The sequence below is a fragment of the Streptomyces sp. Tu 2975 genome, assembly GCF_009832925.1.
GTDB lineage: Bacteria > Actinomycetota > Actinomycetes > Streptomycetales > Streptomycetaceae > Streptomyces.
Genome location: NZ_CP047140.1, coordinates 3744361 through 3768682, shown reverse-complemented (window position 1 = coordinate 3768682; position 24322 = coordinate 3744361). Strand labels below are relative to the sequence as shown.

Genomic DNA, 24322 nt, shown 5'->3' with positions numbered 1-24322 from the left:
AATGGCTTCAATAGGTAACGAACCAGGCGCACGACACGCGGTTGTCGCCCAGTTGGCGTGTATGTTCCGGGGCCGAGAGGCCTTGGAAGGGACCAATCCGGTGAACAAGAAGCTTGCGGCCGCCCTGTCCGGCGGCGCGGTACTGGTACTGGCGCTGTCGGGCTGCGGCGACGACGGCGAGGAAAAGGTGAACGCCTGGGCGAAGGACGTCTGCGACCAGGCGCAGCCGCAGATCAAGAAGAGGGCCGACGCACAGCAGGCCATCATCTCGACGGCTGCGGACGGTAAGCCCGCGGACATCCAGGCTGCCGACTCCAAGGCGTTCGCGGACATCGCGGCTGCGGACAAGGCGCTCGCCAAGGCGGTCAGGGACGCCGGCGTTCCCCCGGTCGAGAACGGCGAGAAGCTCCAGCAGGACGCGGTGAAGGAGCTCGACGCCACCGCCGCCGCCTACCTCGACCTGAAGAAGAAGGTCGACGAACTCGACCCGAAGAATCAGCAGAAGTTCGCTGACGGCCTGCAGACCGTCGCGGACGGGCTGAAGAAGATCGAGCGCATGGACCAAGCGGCGCTGGCGAAGCTGCAGTCCGGGGAACTGGGCAAGGCCATGGCGAAGCAGCCCGGCTGCAAGCGGGCCGACACGTCGAGCCCCGCAGGCGGCGCGTCGGCGTCGTCGGGCAAGGCGTAGCCGTCCCGGCGCCGTAGCTCGACCGCCCGCCTTCCGGCCCGGCGTCATCGGGCAAGGCGTAGGCCGTCCCGGGGCCGAGGCTCAATGGCGCCCCCGCCCTTCCGGCGCGGCCGCAGCGGTCCGGTGGACGGCAGCGGTCCGGCGGGATCGCCATCGGTGTCCGGAGGGCGCCGGCCGTTCGGCGGGTGGAGGCGGTCCGTGGGACGCCGGGCCGCGCGGCGGTCGTCCGTCGCGGCGGCCACAATGGGCGGGTGAGTACGACAAGCCTCCCCGTGCCCGACCACGCGCCCCGGCTGCGTGAAGCGCTCCTCTCCGCCGCCTTCACGGCCGACGGGCTGCTCGACCTGCTCGGCGCGCCCGCCTACGCGGCGCTCGCCCGCAGCGAGACCGTGCCCGCCCTGCGCGCCACGCGAGGGGCGGGTGTCCTGGAGGCGCTCGTCCGGCTGTTCCTGCTCCAGTGCGCCGTGCCCCAGGAGCAGGCCCGCAAGGCGCTCCCTCTCGAGGAGTGCCTCGCCGACGGCTGGGTGACTCGCGACGGCGACGAGGTGCGGGCGACCGTGGACGTCCGTCCGTACGGCGGGCCGGAGGGGCAGGACTGGTTCATCGTCTCCGACCTCGGATGCGCGGTCGGCGGAGCGGGTGGGGCGGGCGGCCAGGGCGAAGGAGTTGTCCTCGGCGTCGGCGGTGCGTCCACCACCCTCGCCGGCATCACGATCCGTACGCCCGTCGCTGCCGCACTGGACCTGGGAACCGGTTCCGGCATCCAGGCGCTGCACGCCGCCCAGCACGCGACGCGGGTGACGGCCACCGATCTCAACCCCAGGGCCCTGCACTTCACCCGGCTCACGCTCGCCCTGTCCGGTGCGCGGGAGGCCGACCTGCGCGAGGGGTCGCTGTTCGAGCCGGTCGGCTCCGACACGTACGACCTCGTCGTGTCGAACCCCCCGTTCGTCATTTCCCCCGGTGCCCGGCTGACCTACCGGGACGGCGGGATGGGCGGGGACGACCTGTGCCGCTCTCTCGTCCAGCAGGCGGGGGACAGGCTCAACGACGGCGGCCACGCCCAGTTCCTCGCCAACTGGCAGCACGTAGAAGGGGAGGACTGGCAGGACCGGCTGCGCTCGTGGGTGCCGCCCGGCTGCGACGCCTGGATCGTGCAGCGCGAGGTGCAGGACGTGACGCAGTACGTGGAGCTCTGGCTGCGTGACAGCGGGGACCACCGCACCGACCCGGCCCGGTACGCCGCGCGGTACGACGCGTGGCTGGACGAGTTCGAGGCCCGTCGCACCAAGTCGGTCGGCTTCGGCTGGATCACCTTGCGGAAGTCCGGCGCCGAACGCCCCTCGATCGTCACCGAGGAGTGGCCGCACCCCGTCGAACAGCCGCTCGGCGACACGGTGCGCGCGCACTTCGCCCGGCAGGACCATCTGCGTGCGCGTGACGATGCCGCGCTGCTCGCCGATCACTTCGTGCTGGCCGAGGAGATCGTGCAGGAGCAGGTCGGGATGCCGGGCGCGGAGGATCCGGAACATGTGGTGCTGCGCCAGAACCGGGGCATGCGCCGCGCCACCAAGGTCGACACGGTCGGCGCCGGTTTCGCGGGCGCGTGCGACGGCAGCCTGAGCGCCGGGCAGATCCTCGACGCCATCGCCCAGCTGCTCGGGGAGGACCCGGTCCTGCTGCGCGACCGCACTCCGCAGGCACTGCGGCTGCTGATCGAGGAAGGGTTCCTGGAGCCGGCCCCGCGCTGAGGTCGCACCCGGCGGCGGGCCGGCCTCACCCCTGGGTCCGCGTCCTGCTGCCGGTTCCTGATCTCCTGCCCGGCTCCCCGCGGCTTCCGGTGGCGGAAATCCACGGGGAAATCCGGCCAACGTTCGGTTTGCGGTCTCATTTACTGTGACTTGCCCCCGCCCGCCGTGTGACTTCGACCGCGACCGGGCGGGTGAACCCCACGTGGCGTTCACCCGGAGTTCGTGCCTGCGACGCCCAGGGGTGCCAGCCTCGCCCTGCACAGGGACGTCGGCATCAGGGAAGGACCGGGTACGGGCATGGAGAGCGGGCCAGCGATCTTCGCCGGAACGGCATTCGCGCTGTTCGGGGCCGCGCTGCTGCTGTGGACGGGGATGCGCGCGCTGCACCGCCGGCCCGTCGCGCACGGAGTGACCACGGCGACGGGCGTGACCTTCGGGATGCTGTTCGGTGCGGTGTTCCTCACTCTCGCCGTGTGGTGCTTCGGCCGCCTCTGACCCGGTCCCCGGAAGACGACGTGCCGGGTCCGGGCGGCAGGAACGGCTGGACTCGGGTTACCGTTCGAGTGGCCGTTGCGGGCTTTTGCCGTTTGACACGGGGGCGGGTTGTACCGTCACACTCCGCAGCGACAGCAGCGTCACAGCAGTGCGACCAGGCACAGGACCACGTGCCGCACCCGCCGTGAGCGCCCATCGAGCGTCGACCGGAGAGAAGAGCGAAGTTGTCCCCGACCAGCGAGACCGCACACGGCGGCCGCCGACTTGTGATCGTCGAGTCGCCCGCCAAGGCGAAGACGATCAAGGGCTACCTCGGCCCTGGCTATGTCGTCGAGGCGAGCGTCGGGCACATCCGCGACCTGCCGAACGGCGCCGCTGAGGTGCCGGAGAAGTACACCGGCGAGGTGCGGCGGCTCGGCGTCGACGTCGAACATGACTTCCAGCCCGTCTATGTCGTCAATGCCGACAAGAAGGCCCAGGTCAGGAAGCTCAAGGAGCAGCTCGCCGAATCCGACGAGCTCTACCTGGCCACCGATGAGGACCGCGAGGGCGAGGCCATCGCGTGGCACCTCCTCGAGGTGCTCAAGCCCAAGGTCCCGGTCCACCGGATGGTCTTCCACGAGATCACCAAGGAAGCGATCCGGGACGCCGTCGCCAACCCGCGCGAGCTGAACAAGCGCATGGTCGACGCCCAGGAGACCCGCCGCATCCTCGACCGCCTCTACGGCTACGAGGTCTCGCCGGTCCTGTGGAAGAAGGTCATGCCCAGGCTGTCCGCCGGGCGTGTGCAGTCGGTCGCGACCCGGCTCGTCGTCGAGCGGGAGCGCGAGCGGATCGCCTTCCGTTCCGCCGAGTACTGGGACCTGACCGGCACGTTCTCCACCGGCCGGGCCGGTGACCCGTCCGACCCGTCCACACTCACCGCACGCCTGAACACGGTCGACGGGCAGCGTGTCGCCCAGGGCCGCGACTTCGGTTCCGACGGCAGGCTCAAGTCGGCCCAGGTGCTGCACCTGGACGAGGCGAACGCCCGCTCCCTCGCGGCAGCCCTCGACGGCGCGTCGTTCGCGGTCCGCTCGGTCGAGTCCAAGCCGTACCGCCGCTCGCCGTACGCACCGTTCCGTACGACGACGCTCCAGCAGGAGGCGTCCCGCAAGCTCGGCTTCGGGGCGAAGGCGACCATGCAGGTCGCCCAGAAGCTGTACGAGAACGGCTTCATCACCTATATGCGTACGGACTCCACGACGCTGTCCGAGACGGCCGTCGCCGCGGCCCGTGCGCAGGTGACGCAGCTCTACGGCGCCGACTACCTGCCGGAGAAGCCGCGCGTGTACGCCGGCAAGGTCAAGAACGCGCAGGAGGCGCACGAAGCGATCCGCCCGTCGGGTGATCGTTTCCGTACCCCCGCGGAAACCGGCCTGACCGGTGACCAGTTCAAGCTCTACGAGCTGATCTGGAAGCGGACCGTCGCTTCTCAGATGAAGGACGCGGTCGGTAACTCCGTCACCGTGAAGATCGGTGGCCGGGCCTCGGACGGCCGTGACGCCGAGTTCAGCGCGTCCGGCAAGACGATCACGTTCCACGGCTTCATGAAGGCCTACGTCGAAGGCGCCGACGACCCGAACGCGGAGCTCGACGACCGCGAGCGGCGCCTGCCGCAGGTCGCGGAGGGCGACGCCCTGTCGTCCGAGGAGATCTCGGTCGACGGTCACGCCACAAAGCCGCCGGCCCGCTACACCGAGGCGTCCCTCGTCAAGGAGCTGGAAGAGCGCGAGATCGGCCGCCCGTCGACCTACGCTTCGATCATCGGCACCATCCTCGACCGCGGCTACGTCTTCAAGAAGGGGACAGCCCTCGTCCCCTCGTTCCTCTCCTTCGCCGTGGTCAACCTGCTGGAGAAGCACTTCGGCCGGCTCGTCGACTACGACTTCACCGCGAGGATGGAGGACGACCTCGACCGCATCGCGCGGGGCGAGGCCCAGGCCGTGCCGTGGCTGAGGCGCTTCTACTTCGGTGAGGGCGACGCCGCCGGCGCCGCCTCCGAGGCGGGCAACGGCGACGGCGACCACCTCGGAGGCCTCAAGGAACTGGTCACCGACCTCGGCGCGATCGACGCCCGGGAGATCTCCAGCTTCCCCGTCGGCAACGACATCAAGCTGCGCGTCGGCCGCTACGGGCCGTACGTCGAGCGGGGCGAGAAGGAGGCGGAGGGCCACCAGCGCGCCGACGTCCCCGAGGACCTCGCACCCGACGAGCTCACCGTCGAGTACGCGGAGGAACTGCTCGCCAAGCCGAGCGGCGACTTCGAGCTGGGCACCGACCCGGCCACCGGCCACCAGATCATCGCCAGGGACGGGCGCTACGGCCCGTACGTGACGGAGGTCCTGCCCGAGGGCACGCCGAAGACGGGCAAGAACGCGGTCAAGCCGCGTACGGCCTCGCTCTTCAAGAGCATGTCCCTGGACACGGTGACCCTCGAGGACGCGCTCAAGCTGATGTCCCTGCCGCGGGTGGTGGGCGCCGACGCCGAGGGTGTCGAGATCACCGCGCAGAACGGCCGCTACGGCCCGTATCTGAAGAAGGGCACCGACTCGCGCTCCCTCGAGAACGAGGAGCAGCTCTTCTCCATCACGCTGGAAGAGGCGCTGGCGATCTACGCCCAGCCCAAGCAGCGTGGCCGGGCCGCCGCCAAGCCGCCGCTGAAGGAACTGGGCACCGACCCGGTCAGTGAGCGTCCGGTGGTCGTCAAGGACGGCCGGTTCGGCCCGTACGTGACGGACGGCGAGACGAACGCCACCCTGCGGACCGGCGACAGCGTCGAGGACATCACCCCGGAACGCGGCTACGAGCTGCTCGCCGAGAAGCGGGCGAAGGGACCCGCCAAGAAGACGGCGAAGAAGGCTCCCGCGAAGAAGACGGCGGCCAAGAAGACGGCGGCGAAGAAGACCGCCGCCAAGAAGACGACCGCCGCGAAGACGACGGCCAAGAAGACGACGGCCAAGAAGACGACCGCGAAGGCGGCGGCCAAGAAGACGGCCGCTTCGGCGGACGAGTAGCCGGGACGGCGGGGCTGTCTCCTCGTGAGGAGACAGCCCCGCCGTATCCCGTGCGGTCGCCCGCTCCCCGGCGGGGGAACTTCACACCCTTGCCACAAGAGCGCCCGTATGTTCGGACACCCCTCCGGGGAGCACCACGCTCCGGATAGGCTGGCCGAATGACGCGAGCCGAGCAGCCAGCCGAGCAGCAGGCGGTCATGAGCACCGCTTCACAGACTGCCTCCGACGCATCGGGTTCCGATGCACTTGCCACGGACTCACGTGAACGGGCCGTGCGCTCCCTGTTGCGCCACCCACCGCTGAGGCGGTTGTGGAACGCCCAGGTGGTCGGCGGCATCGGGGACGCACTCGCCGTGCTTGTGCTTCTCCTGCTGTCGCTCCAGGCCGCGGTGGAGGCCGGTGCGTTCGGGAGCGGATACCGCGGGGCCGCCTTCGCGGTCGCCGCCGTGTTCGGTGCCCGGGTCCTGTCGACGCTGATCTTCGGAGCGGTGCTCCTCGGCCCGATGACCTCGCTCACGGCGCCGAACGGTCCGTTCGACCGCCGCTGGACCATGATCGGTTCCGACGGGCTGCGCCTGGCGCTGCTCGTCGTCGCGCCGCTGTGGATCGACTGGACGCCCGACAACGCACTGGCGATCCTGCTCGTCACGGTCTTCCTGACCGGCGTCGCCGAGCGCTTCTGGACCGTGGCCCGCGAAGGCGCCGCGCCCGCGCTGCTGCCCGCGCCGCCACCGGAGGGCGCGGCCGTACGGCCCCTGCCCGACCACCTCGAGTCGCTGCGCACCCTGTGGCTGCGCACCGCTTTCGCCGTCGTACCCGCCGCGGCCGCGGCTCTCCTCGTCGCCACGCTGATCGGCAATCTGCTGGGCACGGGCGTCGAATGGTTCTCCCAGCATCAGGCGGCCCTCGGCTCCTACCTCGCGGCCGGACTGTTCGCCGCGTCTGTCTCGACCCTGTACTTCGTGGAGCTGCCCGGCTCGCAGACGCCCCGGCCGCGTTCGCCGCTGGAGGGTCTGCGGCGGCCGTCCAAGGGTGACGGGCAGGACAAGGGCCGCACCGGCGCCATACCGCTGTTCGTCCTGGCCTGTGCCTCCGTCACCGCGGCCGTCGCCTCCGCCGCGTCGGTCGCCGTGCTGCACGCCGTCGACCTCGGTGGCGGCCCGGTGACCTTCTCGCTGCTGATCCTCGCGCTGATCGGCGGCACCGGAGCCGGCATCCGCGGGGCGGGCGCCGTCCTGCCCTCGCTGTCCCGCCGCAGGCTGCTCGCCCTCGCGCTCGCCGTGACCGGCGTCGCCCTGCTCGCGCTGGGCCTCGTGCCGGACACGGCGACAGGACTGTTCCTCGCCGCTGTCGCCGGCGTCGCCGCGGGCATCGCCGCGAACACCGGACACGCGCTCGTCGACCAGGAGACCGAGGACTTCCGGCGGCCCCGGTTCGCAACGCATCTTCAGGCGGTCGTCCGTGTCGTCATCGGGCTGGCCGCGGTCGCCGCCCCGCTGCTCGCCGCCGCGATCGGACCGCACCGGTTGGCCGGCGGCGACTTCGTCTTCGCGCACGGCGGGGCCGCGTTCACGCTCATGCTCGTCGGAGCACTGCTGCTGCCCGTGGCAGCGATCGTCCTCGCCAAGACCGACGACCGCTCCGGCGTGCCGCTGCGCCGCGACCTCCGCGACGCGCTGCGCCGCGGCGCCGACCCGGGGCAGGCTCCCGCGACGAGCGGATTCTTCATCGCCGTCGAAGGCGGAGACGGAGCCGGCAAGTCCACCCAGGTCGAGGCCCTTGCCGAGTGGATCCGCGCCAAGGGCCACGAGGTGGTCGTCACCCGCGAGCCCGGGGCCACCCCGGTCGGCAAGCGGCTGCGCTCCATCCTGCTGGACGTCTCGAGCGCCGGTCTGTCCAACCGCGCCGAGGCGCTGCTGTACGCGGCCGACCGTGCGGAGCACGTCGACTCGGTGATCCGCCCGGCCCTCGACCGGGGCGCGATCGTCATCTCCGACCGGTACATCGACTCGTCCGTGGCCTACCAGGGCGCCGGCCGTGACCTGTCCCCGACCGAGATCGCCCGGATCTCGCGCTGGGCGACGGACGGTCTCGTGCCCAACCTGACCGTGCTCCTGGACGTCTCGCCCGAGGCCGCAAGGGAACGCTTCACCGAGGCACCGGACCGGCTCGAGTCCGAGCCGGCGGAATTCCACCAGCGGGTCCGCGCCGGGTTCCTGACCCTGGCCGCGGCCGACCCCGGCCGCTACCTCGTCGTCGACGCGGGACAGGAGCCCGGGTCGGTCACCACGGTCGTGAGGCACCGGCTCGACCAGCTGCTGCCGCTGTCGGAGGCGGAGATCAAGGCCCAGGCGGACGCCCGCAAGGCGGCCGAGGAGGCAGCCCGCCGCAAGGCCGAGGAAGAGGCCGCGCGGAAGGCAGAGGAGGAGCGCCTCGAACGGGAGCGGCAGGAACAGCTCGCCAAGCTCCGGGCCGAGGAGGAGGAGCGCAAGCGCCGCGAGCTGGAGGAGGCCCGGCAGCGCGAGGCGGAGCGTCAGGCCGAGGAGGCCAGGCAGCGCGCCGAGGAGGCACGGCGCCGGGCCGAGGAGGAGCGGCAGCGCCGCGAGGCCGAGGAGCGGGCACGCCAGGCGGAGCAGGAACGACTGCGCAAGCAGGCGGAGGAAGAGGCCCGGCTCCGCAAGGAGGCGGAGGAACGCCGCCTCGAGAAGCAGCGCAAGGCCGAGGAGGCTCTGCTGCGGGCGGAGGAGGCACGCCGGGCGGCGGAGGCGGCCGCTGCCGCGGCAGCGGCCGCTTCGGCCGTGGAGACCACGGCGCCCACTCCGGTCGTGAAGCCGGACGAGGTCACGCAGGAGGTCCCGGTGCCGGGCGGCTCGCACGACGCCACGAGCGTGCTGCCGAAGGTGCCGGACGAGGCCGAGACGGCCATGCTGCCCAAGGTCCCCGACGACGCGGACACGACCATGCTGCGGCCGGTGCGTGACACCCGTGCGGCGGACGAGACCGCGGTACTGCCTCCGGTACGGGACGACGGCCCTGCCGGCCGTGTGCCACCGGGGATCTTCCGCGACGAGCACCAGGACCGGGGGGTCGGCGGCGGGAACGAACGCACCACCGAACTCCCGCAGGTGGATCCCTCGGCGGAGCGCCCGCGCCGCCGCTCCGACTGGGCGGAGGAGACCCCGCTCGACGACCTTCCGACGCTGGCGGACGAACTCCTCGGCCCGCACGACGACGAGAACGACGGCGGCCGCGGACGCCGGGGCCGTCGCGGCTGACGGCCGCACGCCGCTGAAGAGGACCGGGCCCGGTGCCCGGTCCTCTTCAGGTTGCGGGACGTGCGGGACCGGGGGACCCGCAGGACGGGAGGGCCGGCGGGACCGGCGGACTCGCGGAGCGGGGCGGCAGGACACCGGTGGACGGCACTGTCGGCGCCCTCCGCCACAATGGGAGACCGCAGCAGGAAAGGTCGGTGACGGCACATGGCCGTATGGGACGACGTGGTCGGCCAGGAGCGCGTCCAGGAGCAGCTCTCCGCCGCCGCGCGCGACGCCGACGCGCACGTCACCGCCCATGCCGCGGGGGAGCCGGTGCCGCCCGCGTCGAAGATGACGCACGCCTGGCTGTTCACCGGACCCCCTGGATCCGGGCGCGTCACCGCGGCTCGTGCGTTCGCGGCGGCCCTGCAGTGCACCAGCCCGGACCGGGCTCTGGGCGGCACGCCGGGCTGCGGCTTCTGCGACGGCTGCCACACAGCCTTGATCGGCACGCACGCGGATGTGAGCTGGATCGCCGCCACGGGCACGCAGATCCTCGTCAGCGACATGCGGGACACGGTCCGCAAGTCGTTCACCGCGCCGGCGAACGGCCGCTGGCAGGTGATCCTCGTCGAGGACGCCGAGCGGCTGAACGAGAAGTCGGCCAACGCCGTGCTGAAGGCCGTCGAGGAGCCGGCCCCCCGCACCGTGTGGCTGATGTGCGCGCCCTCCGTCGAGGACGTGCTGCCCACCATCCGCTCCCGGTGCCGTCACCTGACCCTGCGGACGCCGCCGGTGGCCGCTGTCGCCGACGTGCTGATCAGAAGGGACGGCGTCGAACCGGATCTCGCGGCGACGGCGGCCCGTGCCACGCAGGGGCACATCGGCCGCGCCCGTCGCCTGGCCACGGATGAACGGGCCCGTGCCCGCCGAGGCGCCGTTCTCAAGCTGCCCCTGCGCGTGGAGGACATCGGCGGCTGCCTGCGGGCCGCCCAGGAACTGGTCGACGCGGCCGCCGACGACGCCAAGCAGGTCGCCGAGGAGACCGACGTCAAGGAGACGGAGGAACTGAGGGCGGCGCTGGGCGCGTCGGAGGGCGGCCGGATGCCGCGCGGGACGGCCGGCCTGATGAAGGAGCTCGAGGACCTCCAGAAGCGCCGCAAGACCCGCACGCAGCGCGACAGCCTCGATCTGGCGCTGACGGACCTCACCGGTTTCTACCGGGACGTGCTCGCGCTGCAGATGGGTTCGCGGGTCGCCCTCGCCAACGACGATGTGCGGGACTCCCTCGACCGCATCGCCCGCGGTTCCACGCCCGAGAGCACTCTGCGCCGGATAGAGGCGATCGTCGCCTGCCGTGACGCGCTGGAGGGCAACGTCGCGCCGCTGCTGGCCGTCGAGGCGATGACCGTCGCCCTGCGCGCGGGCTGAAGGCGCCCGCCGACGGCGCTGCGCAGAGACGTCGTCCGGTTGGCCGGTTCACCCCTGCGAGCCGGGACGGGCAACGACTGCCTGCTGCCATTACGCTCCGTTGGATGGACATCAGGCGCCTGCTCCGCACGTTCGCCCTTCCGCTGGCCACGGTCGGCCTGCTCGTCTCCGGCTGCACCACGGGTGGCCCGTCCGTGAGCGAGCCCGAGGCGCCAGGCGCGGCCGGCGGGTCGGCGCCCTCCGCGGCCCTCGCGCCGTACTACGGGCAGAAGCTCGACTGGCGCGAATGCGGCGTGCCGAACTTCGAGTGCGCCACGATGAAGGCCCCGCTGGACTACGCGGAGCCCGAGGGCGAGTCGATCAAGCTCGCCGTCTCCCGCGTCAAGGCCACCGGGCCCGGCAAGCGGCTCGGCTCTCTGCTGGTGAACCCGGGCGGCCCCGGCGCCTCCGCCATCGGCTACCTCCAGGCGTACGCGGGCATCGGCTACCCGGCCCCGGTCCGCGCCCGCTACGACATGGTGGCCGTCGACCCGCGCGGCGTCGCGCGCAGCGAGCCCGTCGAGTGTCTGACGGGCCCCGAGATGGACAAGTACACCCAGGTCGACCAGACGCCCGACGACACCGCCGAGGCGGACACGCTGAAGCAGGCGTACGAGAACTTCGCGGCGGGCTGCGAGAAGCGCTCGGGGAAGGCCCTGCCCCATGTCTCCACCACGGAGGCGGCCCGCGACATGGACGTCCTGCGTGCGGTGCTGGGTGACGAGAAGCTGAACTACGTCGGAGCGTCGTACGGCACCTTCCTCGGCGCGACCTATGCCGAGCTGTTCCCCGACCGGACCGGCCGGCTGGTCCTCGACGGGGCGATGGACCCGGCCCTGCCCGCCCGCGAGCTGAACCGCGACCAGACGGCCGGCTTCGAAACGGCGTTCAAGTCGTTCGCCGCCGACTGCGTCAAGCAGGCGGAATGCCCCCTCGGAAAGAAGTCCGTCGCCGACGCGACCGCCCGCCTCAAGGACTTCTTCGCGAAGCTCGACGCCTCTCCCGTGCCCACCGGCGAGGACCGCGAACTCGGCGAGTCCCTCGCCACCACCGGCGTGATCGCCGCGATGTACGACGACGGCGCGTGGCCCCGGCTGCGCTCCGCGCTCGCCGCGGCGCAGGACGGCGACGGCGCCCCGCTGCTGGCGATGGCCGACAGCTACTACGAACGCGAGGCGGACGGGTCCTACGCGAACCTGATGTTCGCCAACGCGGCCGTGAACTGCCTCGACCTGCCGGCCGCCTTCAAGAGCACCGACGCCGTCTTCACCGCCGTCCCCGAGTTCGAGAAGGCATCCCCGGTCTTCGGCCGCGGCTTCGCCTGGGCGGCCCTCAACTGCGGCCACTGGCCCGTCCCTGCGACCGGCAAGGCGCACCCCATCGAGGCGAAGGGTGCGGCCCCGATCGTGGTTGTCGGCACCACCCGCGACCCGGCTACCCCGTACAAGTGGGCCCAGAGCCTCGCGGGCCAGCTGTCGTCCGGCCGGCTCCTGACGTACGACGGCGACGGCCACACCGCGTACGGCCGGGGCAGCGACTGCATCGACACGGCGATCAACGCCTACCTCATCGAGGGCAAGGCCCCGCAGGACGGCAAGCGCTGCTGAGGCCCTCGTCAGGGGCGTGCGGGAGGTGGTTCGGGGCACCCCGAAGAACCCTGTAGACTTGGCGCCGCTGCTGATGAGAGCGTGTCCTCGGCGAGGACGTGTATCTCCCGGCAGCTTGCCGCCTTAGCTCAGTTGGCCAGAGCAACGCACTCGTAATGCGTAGGTCTCGGGTTCGAATCCCGAAGGCGGCTCCATCGAAAACCCCAGGTCGGATTCCCTCCGACCTGGGGTTTTCTTGTTCGGCGGATGCGGCGACGACGGCGGGAGCGGCCGCGCGGCTGTCGAGGGTCTCAGTCCTGGTCTCCGTGGTGCACTGGTCTGGCGGCGGGCGCCGAGGAGCGGGCAAGAAGAACGCGCCGATGTGCCGCATCGCGTACTTCGACGGGTGTGATCTGCCTTGCACGTACCGCCCTGTCAGGCTGATCCGGGGGTGCCGAAGGATCTCGTGATCGTGGAATGTCGATGCCCGGCTCGTTCCGGTCGGGGCCGGTATGGGGTGAGGGGCTGCCTGGTGGCTGCTGCGGAGAAGGTCAGCGCTGGGTGAGCATCGGGGTCCAGCGGCCGTCGTAGCGCAACTTCGCCTCCCGGAAGCCGGAGAGCGGGATTGTCTTCTTGCCGTCCAGGCTGATCAGGAGGAGCTGGTTGCGGAATTCCCCCTTACCGGGCTCGCATTGCTCGGGGTCGCACCGCCAGGCGATGAGGTGGTTGTCGTCGGCCCAGGCGAGTAGCTGCTGGCCGGGTACGAGTGCGGCTCGCCGGCCGGTCTTCGCATCCAGTACTTCGGAGAAGATCCCCTCGCCCTCCCCGACGAAATCGCCCGTCACCAGCCTGCCGTCACGGGAGAGGACGCCACTCGGAGAGGGCAAGGACGCTTCCTGCGCGGGGACCGGCATCTCCTTGCCGTTCACGTCGTAGTAGATGCCGCCCTCCTTGTTGCCCCAGGGCTCCCACACCAGCTTCCCGTCGAGGCTCCAGAGCAAGTCCTGACGCCCGCCCGTGGGGCCGACCTCGCGCTCGTTCTTCCTGGGTGGCAGGTCGGTGAAGTCCGCCCGGCCGGAGGCGACATCGATGACGTAGTAGCCGGTGCGGCTCGGCTTCGGCCCCGGTACCGTCCTACCGTTCAGCCGGTACGACGTGTCCTTGAAAAGGCCGTCCGGGTGGAGGCTGTACGTCGTCGCCACCAGGCGCTTGCCGTCCGGCGAGAACTGCACACCGCCGACCCTCTTGTCGACCCCTATCCAGCGCTTCACCTTGCCCGTGCCCAGTTCCAGCAGTCCGATCCGGTTGACCGGCAGATCGCGCTCCAGCACCGCCGCGGTCCGCATTCCCGGGGCGACGTCGAGCCAGGCCCAGTCGGTCTTCTCGTACCGCTCGGTAGCCGCGTTGAACAGGCTCCACTCGTAAGTGCCGATCGCGTCCCCGTCCGGCTGCTTCACGAGCTTCGTCGTGAAATACGCCGAGACGGCGATCCGCCCTGCGGCGACCAGCTCCCGCGGCGGCGACTGGTCGGCACGTGCCACAACCTCCGGGGTGGCGAACTCGGCCACGGGCCCCTCTCGTGTACCACCGCCGTCCACGGCCAGCGGCACTGCGACTCCGGCCGCGACGATCGCCGCGACCGCCCCGGCCACCACAGAGCTGCGTGCCTTGCGGCGCCGCAACGACCGGTACACCTGCTCGGCGAAGTCGTCGGACAGCCGTATCCTCGGCGCGTTCGCCTTCAGCGCCCCGTGCACCCGCTGTTCAGGTCCTGCTTCGGGCAGAGCAGGGCCCGCGCTCGGCGCACCGTGGATCAGCAGCTCGGCCGCGCTGGTACTGTCACCGCTCGAGGGTGTTCGCGACGGCTCCCGGCGTCCGGTCTGCCGGCGACAGAGCATCTCCCGTACGTAGGCCTCTGGTTGGTCGATCCGGTGCCAGCGCCTGGCCGTCTTGACCAATGCCTTCCGCAGCAAACCCTCCGCGACGCGTTGATCGCCGCCGCCGACGAGCATGGCCACATGTAGCAATTCCGGCGATCTGGTCGCCACAAACCTGCGAAATTTCTGCTTCTCGTGGGCGTCCATAGTCACCTTTGGAATTCCTTTCGAGCCACCGGGACTACGAAGCGCTGCCGCTGGTGCTACTCGGTGAACGTCCTCGCGCCGGGTCAATCCTGGACGTGCTCGGCCGGGCGGCAACTCATTCATGACGAACGGAGCTGGAGGCGCCGTTCACCGGAAGCCGCCGCCCGAAATCGTCACCCAATGCTGTTACGCTGAATCGGTTATCGCAGACGAAGTAGCGCCAGCGTCGTTATTACTCTCGTTGCGAGGGTAATAACGACGCCGACCTCTGCACTTTGAGCACACCATTGACGCTACGACAACGGGACATGTCGCCGCCGGTCCCGGCGATGAGGACTTTGATCGTGCCGCGTCCGGTGCCTGGGGCGGTCTCCGGTTTCGCGGCGTCAAATGCGAACCGCTCGGCCGAGGTGCTACTCGGTGAACCAAGCGGTGTTCAGGCGGGTGCCGCCCCCGTCCCACTTGTAGTACATCACGTAGTTGTGCGGCCAACCTTGGACGTTGTAGCCTATTTTGTCGCATCCGGCGTCGCCGCCGTCGTTGATGGTGAACGCCGTTTCGGTGTACTGGACACCGCCGGTGTACTTGTGCGTGAGACCACCGGAGACGCCGCGGCCGTCCGCCGAGGTGTCGCAGATCTCGAACACATCTACAGAATCGTTGTAGGTCATCTTGCCGTGGCTGTCGCTCAGGGTCCTGTTCTGGTCTGCAGCCAGGGCCGGCGACGCAGTGATGGCGAGCATCGTGGCGGCGGCGGTGCCGACCACAGCCAGGCGGGTGAACGATCGGGCCATTGGGTTCCTCTTCTCAGGTGGATGGAACTGCAGCGCAAAGTGATTCGACCGCAGTCCGGAAAGTGCTTTTGATCGGGGGCGCCGAACTCATGCCGGGGCGATCGGTCGGTGGACACCCCGTTGAAGCGTGCGTATGCAAACCATCTCCGGATGGGTCAAGTCCAGGGAATTCCCGATGGTCGATCGGGGGTTGGCATGTCCGCGCCTTTTCTGCACCGAAGGTCAATATAGGGCCGGAGTGCTCAAGTGACACGCCACTTGAGCAAGATATGAGGTTGGGGTGAAAACGGAGGTCGCTGACGTCGGCAGCGCGCCCCAAATGGGGCAATGAGTGCCGTGGGTCCCTCATGGTGTCGAAACCGCCGGTGAAGGATCTCGGCCTGCGAGATGCTCGCTGCGGTCGTCGAATCAGGGCTGAATTTCAGTAAGGGCCCTGTTCTCCACCGTGCAGGTTTGACGCTGTCGCGGTTGCCTCTCGCCGCCTCGTGCGAGCTGCCGTCTCCACAAGTGCCGATCAAAATAGTGGAGTTGCCGCTAAGTGATGGCATGTCAGGCGAGTGGGCCCCCACCCAGGTGTCGGTCGGCCAGGTGTGGGCCGACCTGCACCGAGAGTCGGCGAGGGCGGCCGAAGCAGGCGGCAGCGCGCACTGCGGCGCGTGAGCGCGATATGCGCAATGTGGCCGGCTGCGTGGTGTGACGGGCTGCGCCCCGCAGGCGTCGGCCCGGCGTGGATTCCTACGGCCTCCTCGATGCGCCGGTGACCGCCTCCCGCTCCTTTCTGTGAGGGGGCCGCCGCTTCCGCTCTAGGGCGCGCAGGCGGCTGAAGAGTTGATCAAGCGCCTCCCCCGTCGCCTCGGGGGGCACCGGCCTAGAATCGAATATGTGTCCGAATCTGTCCCGCGCCTCGAGTTGCTCCTCTTCCTGCGACGCGTCCAGCAGCAGCAGCTCGAGCAGACCGACCGGTGGATCGCGGCCGAGGAGCAGCGAGCTGCCTCCGTGGCCCGCGCCGCGCGCGTCGTGCCGCCGGCCGATCCGGGGTTCGTCGTCTCTCACGGAATCGGGCAGGACCGGAGACCCTTCGAGGTGCACGTGGGGGACTGCCGCATGGCGAAGCGGACCCAGCCCGTGCCGCCGGTCGAGGCCCGCCGACTGCTCGGCGAGGGCGTGGAGGCGTGCCAGTTCTGCCGACCCGACAGTGAGCTGGGAATGCTGTGACCGGTGACCGGTGACCGGTGACCGGTGACCTGTGGCCCTGTGGACCGGTGGCCCGTGGCCCGTGGCCCGGTGCACGATGTGGATGAACTCCGTCGTTCTTCCGGTCCTCGCCGTCGGAAGGTGCGGCAGGGTTCAGCGCAGGTCGAGGCGCATCAGGATCCGGGGGTGGCCGGCCAGCACGGAGGTGGTGTCGGCGGCCTTGGTGAACCCGGCCCGCTCGAAGTTCTTGCGGATCCCCGCGTACGCCATGGTCAGGTCGACCTTCGCCCCGCCGTTGTCGAGGGGGTACGCCTCGATCGCCGGGGCGCCGTGGGCGCGGGCGAACTCGACGGCACCGGCGATGAGGGCGTGCGAGATCCCCTGTTTGCGGTGACCGGGGCGCACACGGATGCACCAGAGCGACCAGACCGGCAGGTCGTCGACGTGCGGGATCTTGCGGTTGCGCGCGAAGGACGTGTCAGAGCGCGGCGCCACGGCGGCCCAGCCGACCGGTTCGTCGCCGTCGTAGGCGAGCACGCCCGGCGGGGGACCGGTACGGCACAGCTCGGCGACGTACTCGCCGCGGGCGGCCCCCCGGAGCTCGTTGTTGAGCTTGGACGGGATCCGGTAGCTCAGGCACCAGCAGACATTTGCGCCGGGTGACTTCGGGCCGAGCAGGGGCCGGACGTCCTCGAAGACCGAAGCCGGGCGAACTTCGATGGTCATGTCACCACGATGTCACTGCGCGCACGGCGACGCCGCTCGATCGCCGGTGGGAGGTGTCGCATCCGCCGGAACGCACCACTACCGCGCGGCGTCCTGGATGCCGGGCACAGGTGGTCCCCGAGTGCCCCCCTTTCTCCCGTGGTCGGCGGCCTCCCGGCCGGACCTTTCCAGCGGCCGGCCCGATCCGAATGAGACCCCCTAACGCAGCGTCGCCGTGAAGCTGCGGCCGTAGGCCTGGTGGGTCGTGACGTCGAGGCGTGTGCCGCCCGGGACGTGGGTGGCGCGGACGCCGTCGTCCGCCGAGACGGGACGCAGGGCGCGGCCGTGGAGGGTGACCGCGACCGTGCGGCGTTCTGTGGTCGGGTCGGACACCGCGATCGAGCAGGTGCCGTCGGTGGACCGGCGGAGGATCACCGACGCGGGGCCGTCGACGGAGAGCCGCTCGACGTGGTGGGTGCCCGGGGTGAAGGTGTTCGCGGCAAGGATGCCCAGCCGCGTGTGCTTGACCGCCTGGACGCGGGCGGTGTTGGCGAGGACGGCGAGCGGCCCGCCGGCGTAGGAAGCCAACTGGCGTTCGGAGGCGTGCGGGACGATCGCGTGGGCCATGGCAGCGGGCCCGGCACCGGCGGGCCGGGCGTAGGAGACCGAGAAGACCTGCTTGCTCACGGCGGTGTCCGGGTTGGACAGACGGACGCTGCGCGGGCTGCCGGTCACTGTGTCGAGCGCGACGTTCGGCCGGGGGCCGGACAGGAAGACGTATCCGACCGCGGTCCGCTGCCCGGGATCGGCGTACCGCAGCCAGGCGAGTGGCGCGGTACCGGGGCCCTGCCACGGCGTCCCGTCGTGGAGTTGACCGGTGGCGGTGACCGCGGCGGCGGGGGAAGCGATGCGGGTGTCGACGGTGGTGGTCACCGCGCGGCCCGCGCGGCCCGTGACACCGGCCGCGAGGACGACGATCTCGTCGTCGAGCATGAACCAGGATTTGGTGCCACGGGCGCCCTGATAGGCGACGAAGTCGTCGGGCAGTTCGCCCGCCTCCTTCGCCGCGTACGCGACGTCGTCGGACAGGACGAGCGCGGTGGCGCCGTACGCGCCGAGGCGGGCTCCCCCGGAGTGCGGGTGACTGCCGCGCGGGAAGTAGACGTACGTGTTCTGGGACTCCGAGGACGAGGTGAAACCGCGCTCGGGATTGTCGTACCAGAGCGTTCCGTACAGCTCCGGCACGGTGCGGCGGTCCTCAACGGGCGCGGTGACGCCCGCCAGACGGTACGGGGAGACGGTGGTGAAGTAGTCGATCCCGAACGCCTGCCGCTGGTCCTGACCGGAGAGATAGAGGTAGTGGGCCCCGTCGCCCTGGAACCAGGGCATCAGGTTCTCGCCGCTCATGTACTCGTACTTGCTGATGCGGTCCGAGCTGCGGGCCAGGGCGAAGGCGTAACCGGGGCGGCGGTGGACGGTTCTGTCCATGGCGTTGAACGCGGTGTGCGAGGCGGCGGGCCCCAGATCCTTCGCCGGGGCCGGGGAGTTCAGGATGTCGGCGTAGCGGGCGATGCTGACGGGGGAGACGAAGGTGGCCGGGTCCAGGTTCGCCCGGGAGGTCTGCCGGACGTACTTGACGTAGCCCTCGAGCGCCTCGGCGTCGCCGCCGGTGCTGTATCCGGCGAGGTCCACGACGGCCTCCACGACGGCGGCGACGTCCGCGTAGCCCGTACCGGTGCGTGACACGGCGCGGCCCTTGACGATCTCCATCATCCAGCCTTCGAAGATGACCGGGGCGAACCCTTCCGCGACCCAGCCCTGCACGACGCCGACCAGGTTCTCGGAGGGTACGTAGGCCGTTCCGTCGAGGATCTTGACGCTCTGGACGATCCTGGTGAGAAGGCCCTTGCCGTAGGAGCCGGTGTAGGCGACGGACGCGTGCTGGACGAAGGAGCCGTCCGCGTAGAAGCCGTCGGTCACGCCGTGCAGCAGGTCGTACGGGTCGATCCGCGCGAAGACGGTGAGCTGGTCGGCGACGGCCTTGGTGACGCGGGCGTCGTCTCCGAGGACCGCTCCCTGGAGAATCCGGTTGGTCGTGATGTCGGCGAGGTTGGCTCCGGTGTGGAAGCGCGAGTCGAGGTCGACGTCGCCGTCCTTGCCGTTGCGCAGGTACGCGTCCATGGAGCCGATGTAGGTGGCGGCGAGGTCCGGCCGGTACGCCGCGAGCTCGTCCCCGAGGAGGACGAGGGTCTTGGTCGCATGGGCGGGGATGCCGATCTCCCAGTTGAACCAGTTGCCGTAGTAGCCCTTCGACTGGTCGCCGTAGTACTCGTCGTGGAGACGGACCAGGCCGTCGGCGACCCTGCGCCGGACCGCCGTGTCGTCGAGCAGGCCCGAGGCGCCAGGAGTGCGGGTGGCCAGGGCGATCTCGTACAGGTACTGGAACGTCCTGCTCAGGTTGGGGTCGCTGGTCCCGAGCGGAACTCCTGCGAAGAGCTCGCCCGGTCCGGCGTCGTCCATCGCGGCGAGCCGCGACCGCGCCGCCGAGGTGATGGCCGCGAGTTTCGGGGCGACCTCGGGCCGGGCGTTGGCCTCTGCCGTGCCGGCGAAGACCGCCATCGTGTTGCGGAGCAGGGTCTCGTGATCGGCTGCCTGTCCGGCGGCGGAGGAGCGGACTCGGGGCGCGGCTCGGGCGCGCAGGGGCTGTGCCACGGCAAGCAGCGTTGCCGCCGGGATCACGGACAGCACGGAACGACGCGAGAACTCCACCTGAACGCTCCAAGGTTCGGCCGGAAAGCGCTTGCCGAAGACGACGAAACAACGCTGCCCCATCCCTGTCAACGGGCCGGACGCAGGTACCGGGGCCCCGTTGTCAGTGGGGTCGGCTAACGTCGGCCGAATGACGATCCCGGCCGACAACCACCATGTGATCCAGGTGCGCGGCGCGCGCGAGAACAACCTGGCCGACATTTCGCTCGACATCCCCAAACGGCGCCTCACCGTCTTCACCGGCGTGTCCGGCTCGGGGAAGTCGTCCCTCGTCTTCGGGACGATCGCCGCCGAGTCCCAGCGGCTCATCAACGAGACGTACACCGCCTTCATCCAGTCGTTCATGCCGAGCCTCGGCCGGCCCGACGTGGACGCGCTGCACAATCTGAGTGCCGCGATCGTGGTCGACCAGGAACGGATGGGGGCCAACTCCCGCTCCACCGTGGGCACGGCGACCGACGCGTACACCATGCTGCGGATCGTCTTCTCGCGTCTCGGCACGCCGCACATCGGCACGTCCGGAGCCTTCAGCTTCAATCTTCCGGAAGGCATGTGCCCGCGCTGCGAAGGCGTCGGCCAGGTGTCGGACATCGACATCGACCAGCTGGTCGACCGCGACAAGTCGCTGAACGAGGGCGCGATCACCGTGCCGAACTTCGCGGTGGACTCCTGGTACTGGCAGATCATGGCCAACTCCGGCTTCTACGACCCGGACAAGAAGCTCAGGGACTTCACCGAGCAGGAGTGGACGGACTTCCTCCACAAGCCGCAGGTCAAGGTGAAGGTCGGCAGCAACAACTTCACCTACGAGGGCCTGCTGCTGAAGGTCCAGCGGACGATGCTGACCAAGGACCGCGACGCCATGCAGTCCCACATCCGGGCCTTCGTCGACCGGGCCGTGGTCTTCCGCGAATGTCCCGACTGCCGAGGCACGCGACTGACGGCCGCCGCCCTCTCCTCGAAGATCGACGGGGTGAACATCGCGGAATGCTCCGCGATGCAGATCAGCGATCTCGCGAAGTTCGTGCGCCGGATCGACGACCCGGCTGTGGCGCCCCTGCTCGCCGGACTGCGGGACCTGCTCGACTCGCTGGTGGAGATCGGCCTCGGCTATCTCAGCCTGGACCGGCCCGCCGGCACGCTGTCCGGCGGTGAGGCGCAGCGCGTGAAGATGGTGCGGCACCTCGGTTCCAGCCTCACCGACGTGACCTACGTCTTCGACGAGCCGACCGTCGGTCTCCACCCGCACGACATCAGGCGGATGAACGACCTGCTGCTGCGGCTGCGCGACAAGGGGAACACGGTGCTCGTCGTCGAGCACAAGCCCGAGGTGATCGCGATCGCCGACCATGTCGTCGACCTGGGTCCTGGTGCCGGCACGCAAGGCGGACAGATCTGCTTCAGCGGTGATGTGCCCGGACTGCGGGCCTCCGGGACGCTGACCGGCCGGCACCTGGAACACCGGGCCGGCCTGCGGGAGAAGGTGCGCGAGCCGCGCGGACAGCTGTCCATCAAGGGCGCCGGCCTGCACAACCTGCGGGACGTGAGCGTCGACATACCGCTCGGGGTCCTGACCGTGGTCACCGGCGTAGCCGGATCGGGCAAGAGCTCGCTGATCCACGGCAGCCTGCCCGCCCGTGAGGGGGTGGTGGTCGCCGACCAGTCGCCCATCCGCGGTTCCCGTCGCTCGAACCCGGCGACGTACACCGGACTGCTGAACCCGATCCGTACGGCCTTCGCCAAGGCCAACGGCGTCAAGGCGGCCCTGTTCAGCGCCAATTCGGAGGGCGCCTGCCCCAAGTGCAACGGCCTCGGCCTGGTGTACACCGACCTCGCCATGATGGCCGGCGTGGCGTCGGTGTGCGAGGAGTGCGAGGGCAAGAGGTTCACGCCCGAGGTGCTCACCTACACCCTGCGCGGCAAGAACATCAGCGAGGTGCTGGGGATGTCGGTGGCCGAGGCCCACGACTTCTTCACCTCGGGTCAGGCACACACCATCCTCGGGCGGCTGCGGGACGTCGGACTCGGCTATCTCCGGCTCGGACAGCCGCTCAACACCCTCTCCGGCGGTGAGCGGCAGCGCATCAAGCTGGCCATCCACATGGCGGAGAAGGCGGCGACGTACGTACTGGACGAGCCGACCACCGGACTGCACATGGCCGACGTGGATCAGCTGCTGGCGCTGCTCGACCGGCTGGTGGACGCAGGCAACACCGTGATCGTCATCGAGCACCACCAGGCGGTGATGGCACACGCGGACTGGCTCATCGACCTCGGCCCCGGCGCCGGACACGACGGCGGCCGCATCGTCTTCGAGGGGACGCCCAAGGATCTGGTCGCCCACGGGGACACCCTCACCGCGCACCATCTGCGGGAGTACGTCGGGGCCTGACCGCCACCAGGACGGGTTCTGGGAACGGTTGAAACATTACGAGGACGCTGCCGCGTCAATGAGGTGAAGGGGTCGCCGGCGCACGACGGGGGAGAGTGAGCAGGGGATGAGAGCGTCCCGCACGGAGGAGTACAGAGAGTTCGCGGCGAACCGCGCCGCGCACCTCTACCGCTCCGCCTGCCTCCTGACCAGCGGGGACACCCACCTCGCGGAGGATCTGGTCCAGGAGACGCTCGGCCGGATGTACGTGCTGTGGGGGCGCGTCTCCCGGATCGAGAATCCGGCGGGATACGCACAGACCGTTCTCGTCCGCTCGTTCCTCACTCACAGGCGCCGGCGCTCCGCTTCGGAACGCCCTGTCGGCGAACTGCCCGACTCCGCCCTGCTCTCCGGTGACGACCCCGAGCTGCGCCTCGCGCTCCTCGGTGCGCTCGGCCGGCTCACACCGAAGGACCGGGCGGTGGTGGTGCTGCGGTACTGGGAGGACCGCAGCATCGAGGAGACCGCCGACGCGATGAACGTCAGCTCCGCAGCGGTCCGCACCAGAGCGGTGCGGGCGCTCGCCAAGCTCCGTGAGCAGCTCGGCGGCAGTCTCGTCGAGTTCGCCGCACGCTGAGGCACGGCCCTTCGACGGCGGGCTCTTCCTGCGGGCCGCCCCGCGGGCTCCACCACTTCATTCCATGTGTTGCGACCAGAGAGTGTGGTTCCCCATGCCTTTCGAGGACGAACTCGGTGATGCGATCCGCCGTACCGGTGACACCTTCCGGCCCTCCGACCGGCCGGGTCTGGTGGACGGCGGCCTGACCCGCGGCCGACGTCGGCTGGCCCGTCGTCGCGCCGCCGCCGTGACCGGCAGCGTTCTGGCACTCGCCGTGGTCGGCGTCGCCGGCGGCTACACGAGCGGCGCGCTCGGCTTCGGCGACGGCCGGGCATCGGCCGCGGCACCGGCCACGCCCACCGCCGTCGCCGGGCAGGCCACGCCCGGCGCTCCGAGTCCGCCCGAGGGGGGCGGGGTCACCAAGGAGAAGATGATCGCGGCCTTCAAGGCCCTGCTGCCCGAGGGGAGGACCACCAGCGAGGACGGCCGGGGCATCACCGAGGACGCCAAGGGCCGCGTGACCGGCCCGTACGCCTCCGTCGTCTTCGACGACGGACAGGGAGCGGCGGCGATCAGCCTCGGCGTGAGCACCGTCGACCCGGCCGGGCAGAGCGCGGAGCAGTCCGTCACCTGCCCGTCCAAGGCGCTGGTGCAGCACGACACGTGCAAGGCCGAGACGCTCCCCGACGGTTCCCGCTACATGCTGTTCCAGGGCTACGAGTATCCCGACCGGCGTGTGGACACCCGGCTGTGGCGGGCCGTCCTGATCACACCCGAGGGTGTGCAGGTCGACGCCGGCGAATGGAACGCGCCCGCCGAGAAGGGCGCGCCGGTCAGCCGGCCGACGCCGCCCCTGACAGGCCCGCAGCTGAAGGCGCTCGTCACGGACGACGTGTGGAGGTCGATCGGCGCGCAGCTGGGCGAGCCCCACAAGGAGACACCGCTGCCCGGCTCCACCGGCACCGCGGTGGACAAGATCCTCACGTCGCTGCTGCCCAAGGGTCTGAAGGTCCTCGACAAGGAGGGCGACCCCGGGTACGGCTTCGTCGTCGCCGACGACGGCAAGGGCGCCGGCTTCATCCAGGTCAACGCACAGAACGGCATGCAGGACCTTGCGACGGACCTCTTCACCGGCGACGTCACGACCCTGCCGGACGGCACCAAGGTCATGGTGAAGCAGGAGAACGACCCCGACCAGAAGGGCGGCGCGGGCGCTGTCGGCTGGACGGTCGACACCCTGCGTCCCGACGGCTTCCGGGTCGTGATGATGGCCTTCAACGCGCCGGGGCAGGGCCAGGACGCCAGCCGTGCCGAGCCGGTCCTGACGATCGAGCAGATGAAGACCATCGTTCTCGACGAGAAGTGGCGCACCGCGGCCGGGTGAGCCGCAGGGACCGAGCCATGGAGCCCGGCCTCCACGGCGCCGAGCTCCGCAGCGCGCTTCCGTGACGCCGAACTCCGAGCCCGGCCTCCATGGCGCCGACCC

General features: G+C 70.4%; 15 protein-coding genes and 1 tRNA gene. 12 read left to right on the top strand and 4 right to left on the bottom strand.

What is annotated here, in order from left to right; genetic code table 11:
• Positions 1-100 precede the first annotated feature (100 nt).
• The 8 genes from GLX30_RS16565 to GLX30_RS16530 all read left to right on the top strand — a co-directional run bounded on the left by GLX30_RS16565 (position 101) and on the right by GLX30_RS16530 (position 12515).
• Positions 101-688 carry a small secreted protein gene (locus tag GLX30_RS16565; RefSeq protein WP_159689220.1) on the top strand — a complete coding sequence of 196 codons (588 nt, stop codon included), beginning with the start codon at positions 101-103 and terminating at the stop codon, positions 686-688.
• Positions 689-939: 251 nt separating this feature from the next.
• Positions 940-2439 (top strand): methyltransferase, encoded by a 1500-nt coding sequence (locus GLX30_RS16560; protein WP_159689217.1) that lies wholly within the window; start codon positions 940-942, stop codon positions 2437-2439.
• A 297-nt stretch (positions 2440-2736) separates the two neighbouring features.
• Complete coding sequence (locus tag GLX30_RS16555; protein WP_159689215.1) at positions 2737-2934, top strand: hypothetical protein; 198 nt, start codon at positions 2737-2739, stop codon at positions 2932-2934.
• Between the two features lie 224 nt (positions 2935-3158).
• Positions 3159-5990, top strand: a complete 2832-nt coding sequence (gene topA, locus GLX30_RS16550; RefSeq protein WP_159689212.1) for a type I DNA topoisomerase — start codon at positions 3159-3161, stop codon at positions 5988-5990.
• A gap of 158 nt (positions 5991-6148) precedes the next feature.
• A complete protein-coding gene (gene tmk, locus GLX30_RS16545) occupies positions 6149-9265 on the top strand; it encodes a dTMP kinase (RefSeq protein WP_244258182.1) in 3117 nt (1038 codons plus the stop codon).
• 204 nt (positions 9266-9469) lie between these two features.
• Positions 9470-10675, top strand: a complete 1206-nt coding sequence (locus GLX30_RS16540) for a DNA polymerase III subunit delta' (RefSeq protein ID WP_159689209.1) — start codon at positions 9470-9472, stop codon at positions 10673-10675.
• Between the two features lie 104 nt (positions 10676-10779).
• Positions 10780-12321 (top strand): alpha/beta hydrolase, encoded by a 1542-nt coding sequence (locus tag GLX30_RS16535; RefSeq protein ID WP_159689206.1) that lies wholly within the window; start codon positions 10780-10782, stop codon positions 12319-12321.
• 117 nt (positions 12322-12438) lie between these two features.
• Positions 12439-12515: transfer RNA gene (locus GLX30_RS16530), tRNA-Thr, on the top strand.
• Positions 12516-12851: 336 nt separating this feature from the next.
• On the opposite strand, the gene GLX30_RS16525 is transcribed toward GLX30_RS16530, so the two are convergent.
• Positions 12852-14384 carry a hypothetical protein gene (locus tag GLX30_RS16525; RefSeq protein ID WP_244258181.1) on the bottom strand — a complete coding sequence of 511 codons (1533 nt, stop codon included), beginning with the start codon at positions 14382-14384 and terminating at the stop codon, positions 12852-12854.
• 413 nt (positions 14385-14797) lie between these two features.
• Positions 14798-15178, bottom strand: coding sequence for a hypothetical protein (locus GLX30_RS16520; protein ID WP_159689204.1), 381 nt, complete (start codon positions 15176-15178; stop codon positions 14798-14800).
• Positions 15179-16060: 882 nt separating this feature from the next.
• On the opposite strand from GLX30_RS16520, the gene GLX30_RS35900 reads away from it, so the two are divergent.
• Entirely contained in the window at positions 16061-16393 is a 333-nt protein-coding gene (locus tag GLX30_RS35900) for a DUF6233 domain-containing protein (protein WP_159689201.1), read from the top strand.
• A 132-nt stretch (positions 16394-16525) separates the two neighbouring features.
• Here GLX30_RS35900 and GLX30_RS16510 read toward each other — a convergent pair whose 3' ends face one another.
• Positions 16526-17098: a GNAT family N-acetyltransferase gene (locus tag GLX30_RS16510; protein ID WP_159689198.1), complete on the bottom strand. Its 573-nt coding sequence runs from the start codon at positions 17096-17098 to the stop codon at positions 16526-16528.
• Positions 17099-17296: 198 nt separating this feature from the next.
• Entirely contained in the window at positions 17297-19846 is a 2550-nt protein-coding gene (locus tag GLX30_RS16505; protein WP_159689196.1) for a polysaccharide lyase family 8 super-sandwich domain-containing protein, read from the bottom strand.
• A 130-nt stretch (positions 19847-19976) separates the two neighbouring features.
• Between GLX30_RS16505 and GLX30_RS16500 the strand changes: the two genes are divergently transcribed.
• The 3 genes from GLX30_RS16500 (at position 19977) to GLX30_RS16490 (ending at position 24220) form a co-directional block, all read left to right on the top strand.
• Positions 19977-22238 carry an excinuclease ABC subunit UvrA gene (locus GLX30_RS16500; protein WP_208545429.1) on the top strand — a complete coding sequence of 754 codons (2262 nt, stop codon included), beginning with the start codon at positions 19977-19979 and terminating at the stop codon, positions 22236-22238.
• Positions 22239-22344: 106 nt separating this feature from the next.
• A complete protein-coding gene (locus tag GLX30_RS16495) occupies positions 22345-22854 on the top strand; it encodes a SigE family RNA polymerase sigma factor (protein WP_159689193.1) in 510 nt (169 codons plus the stop codon).
• 94 nt (positions 22855-22948) lie between these two features.
• On the top strand, positions 22949-24220 hold the full coding sequence (locus GLX30_RS16490; protein ID WP_244258180.1) for a hypothetical protein: 1272 nt from the start codon (positions 22949-22951) through the stop codon (positions 24218-24220).
• The last annotated feature ends 102 nt before the right edge of the window (positions 24221-24322 follow it).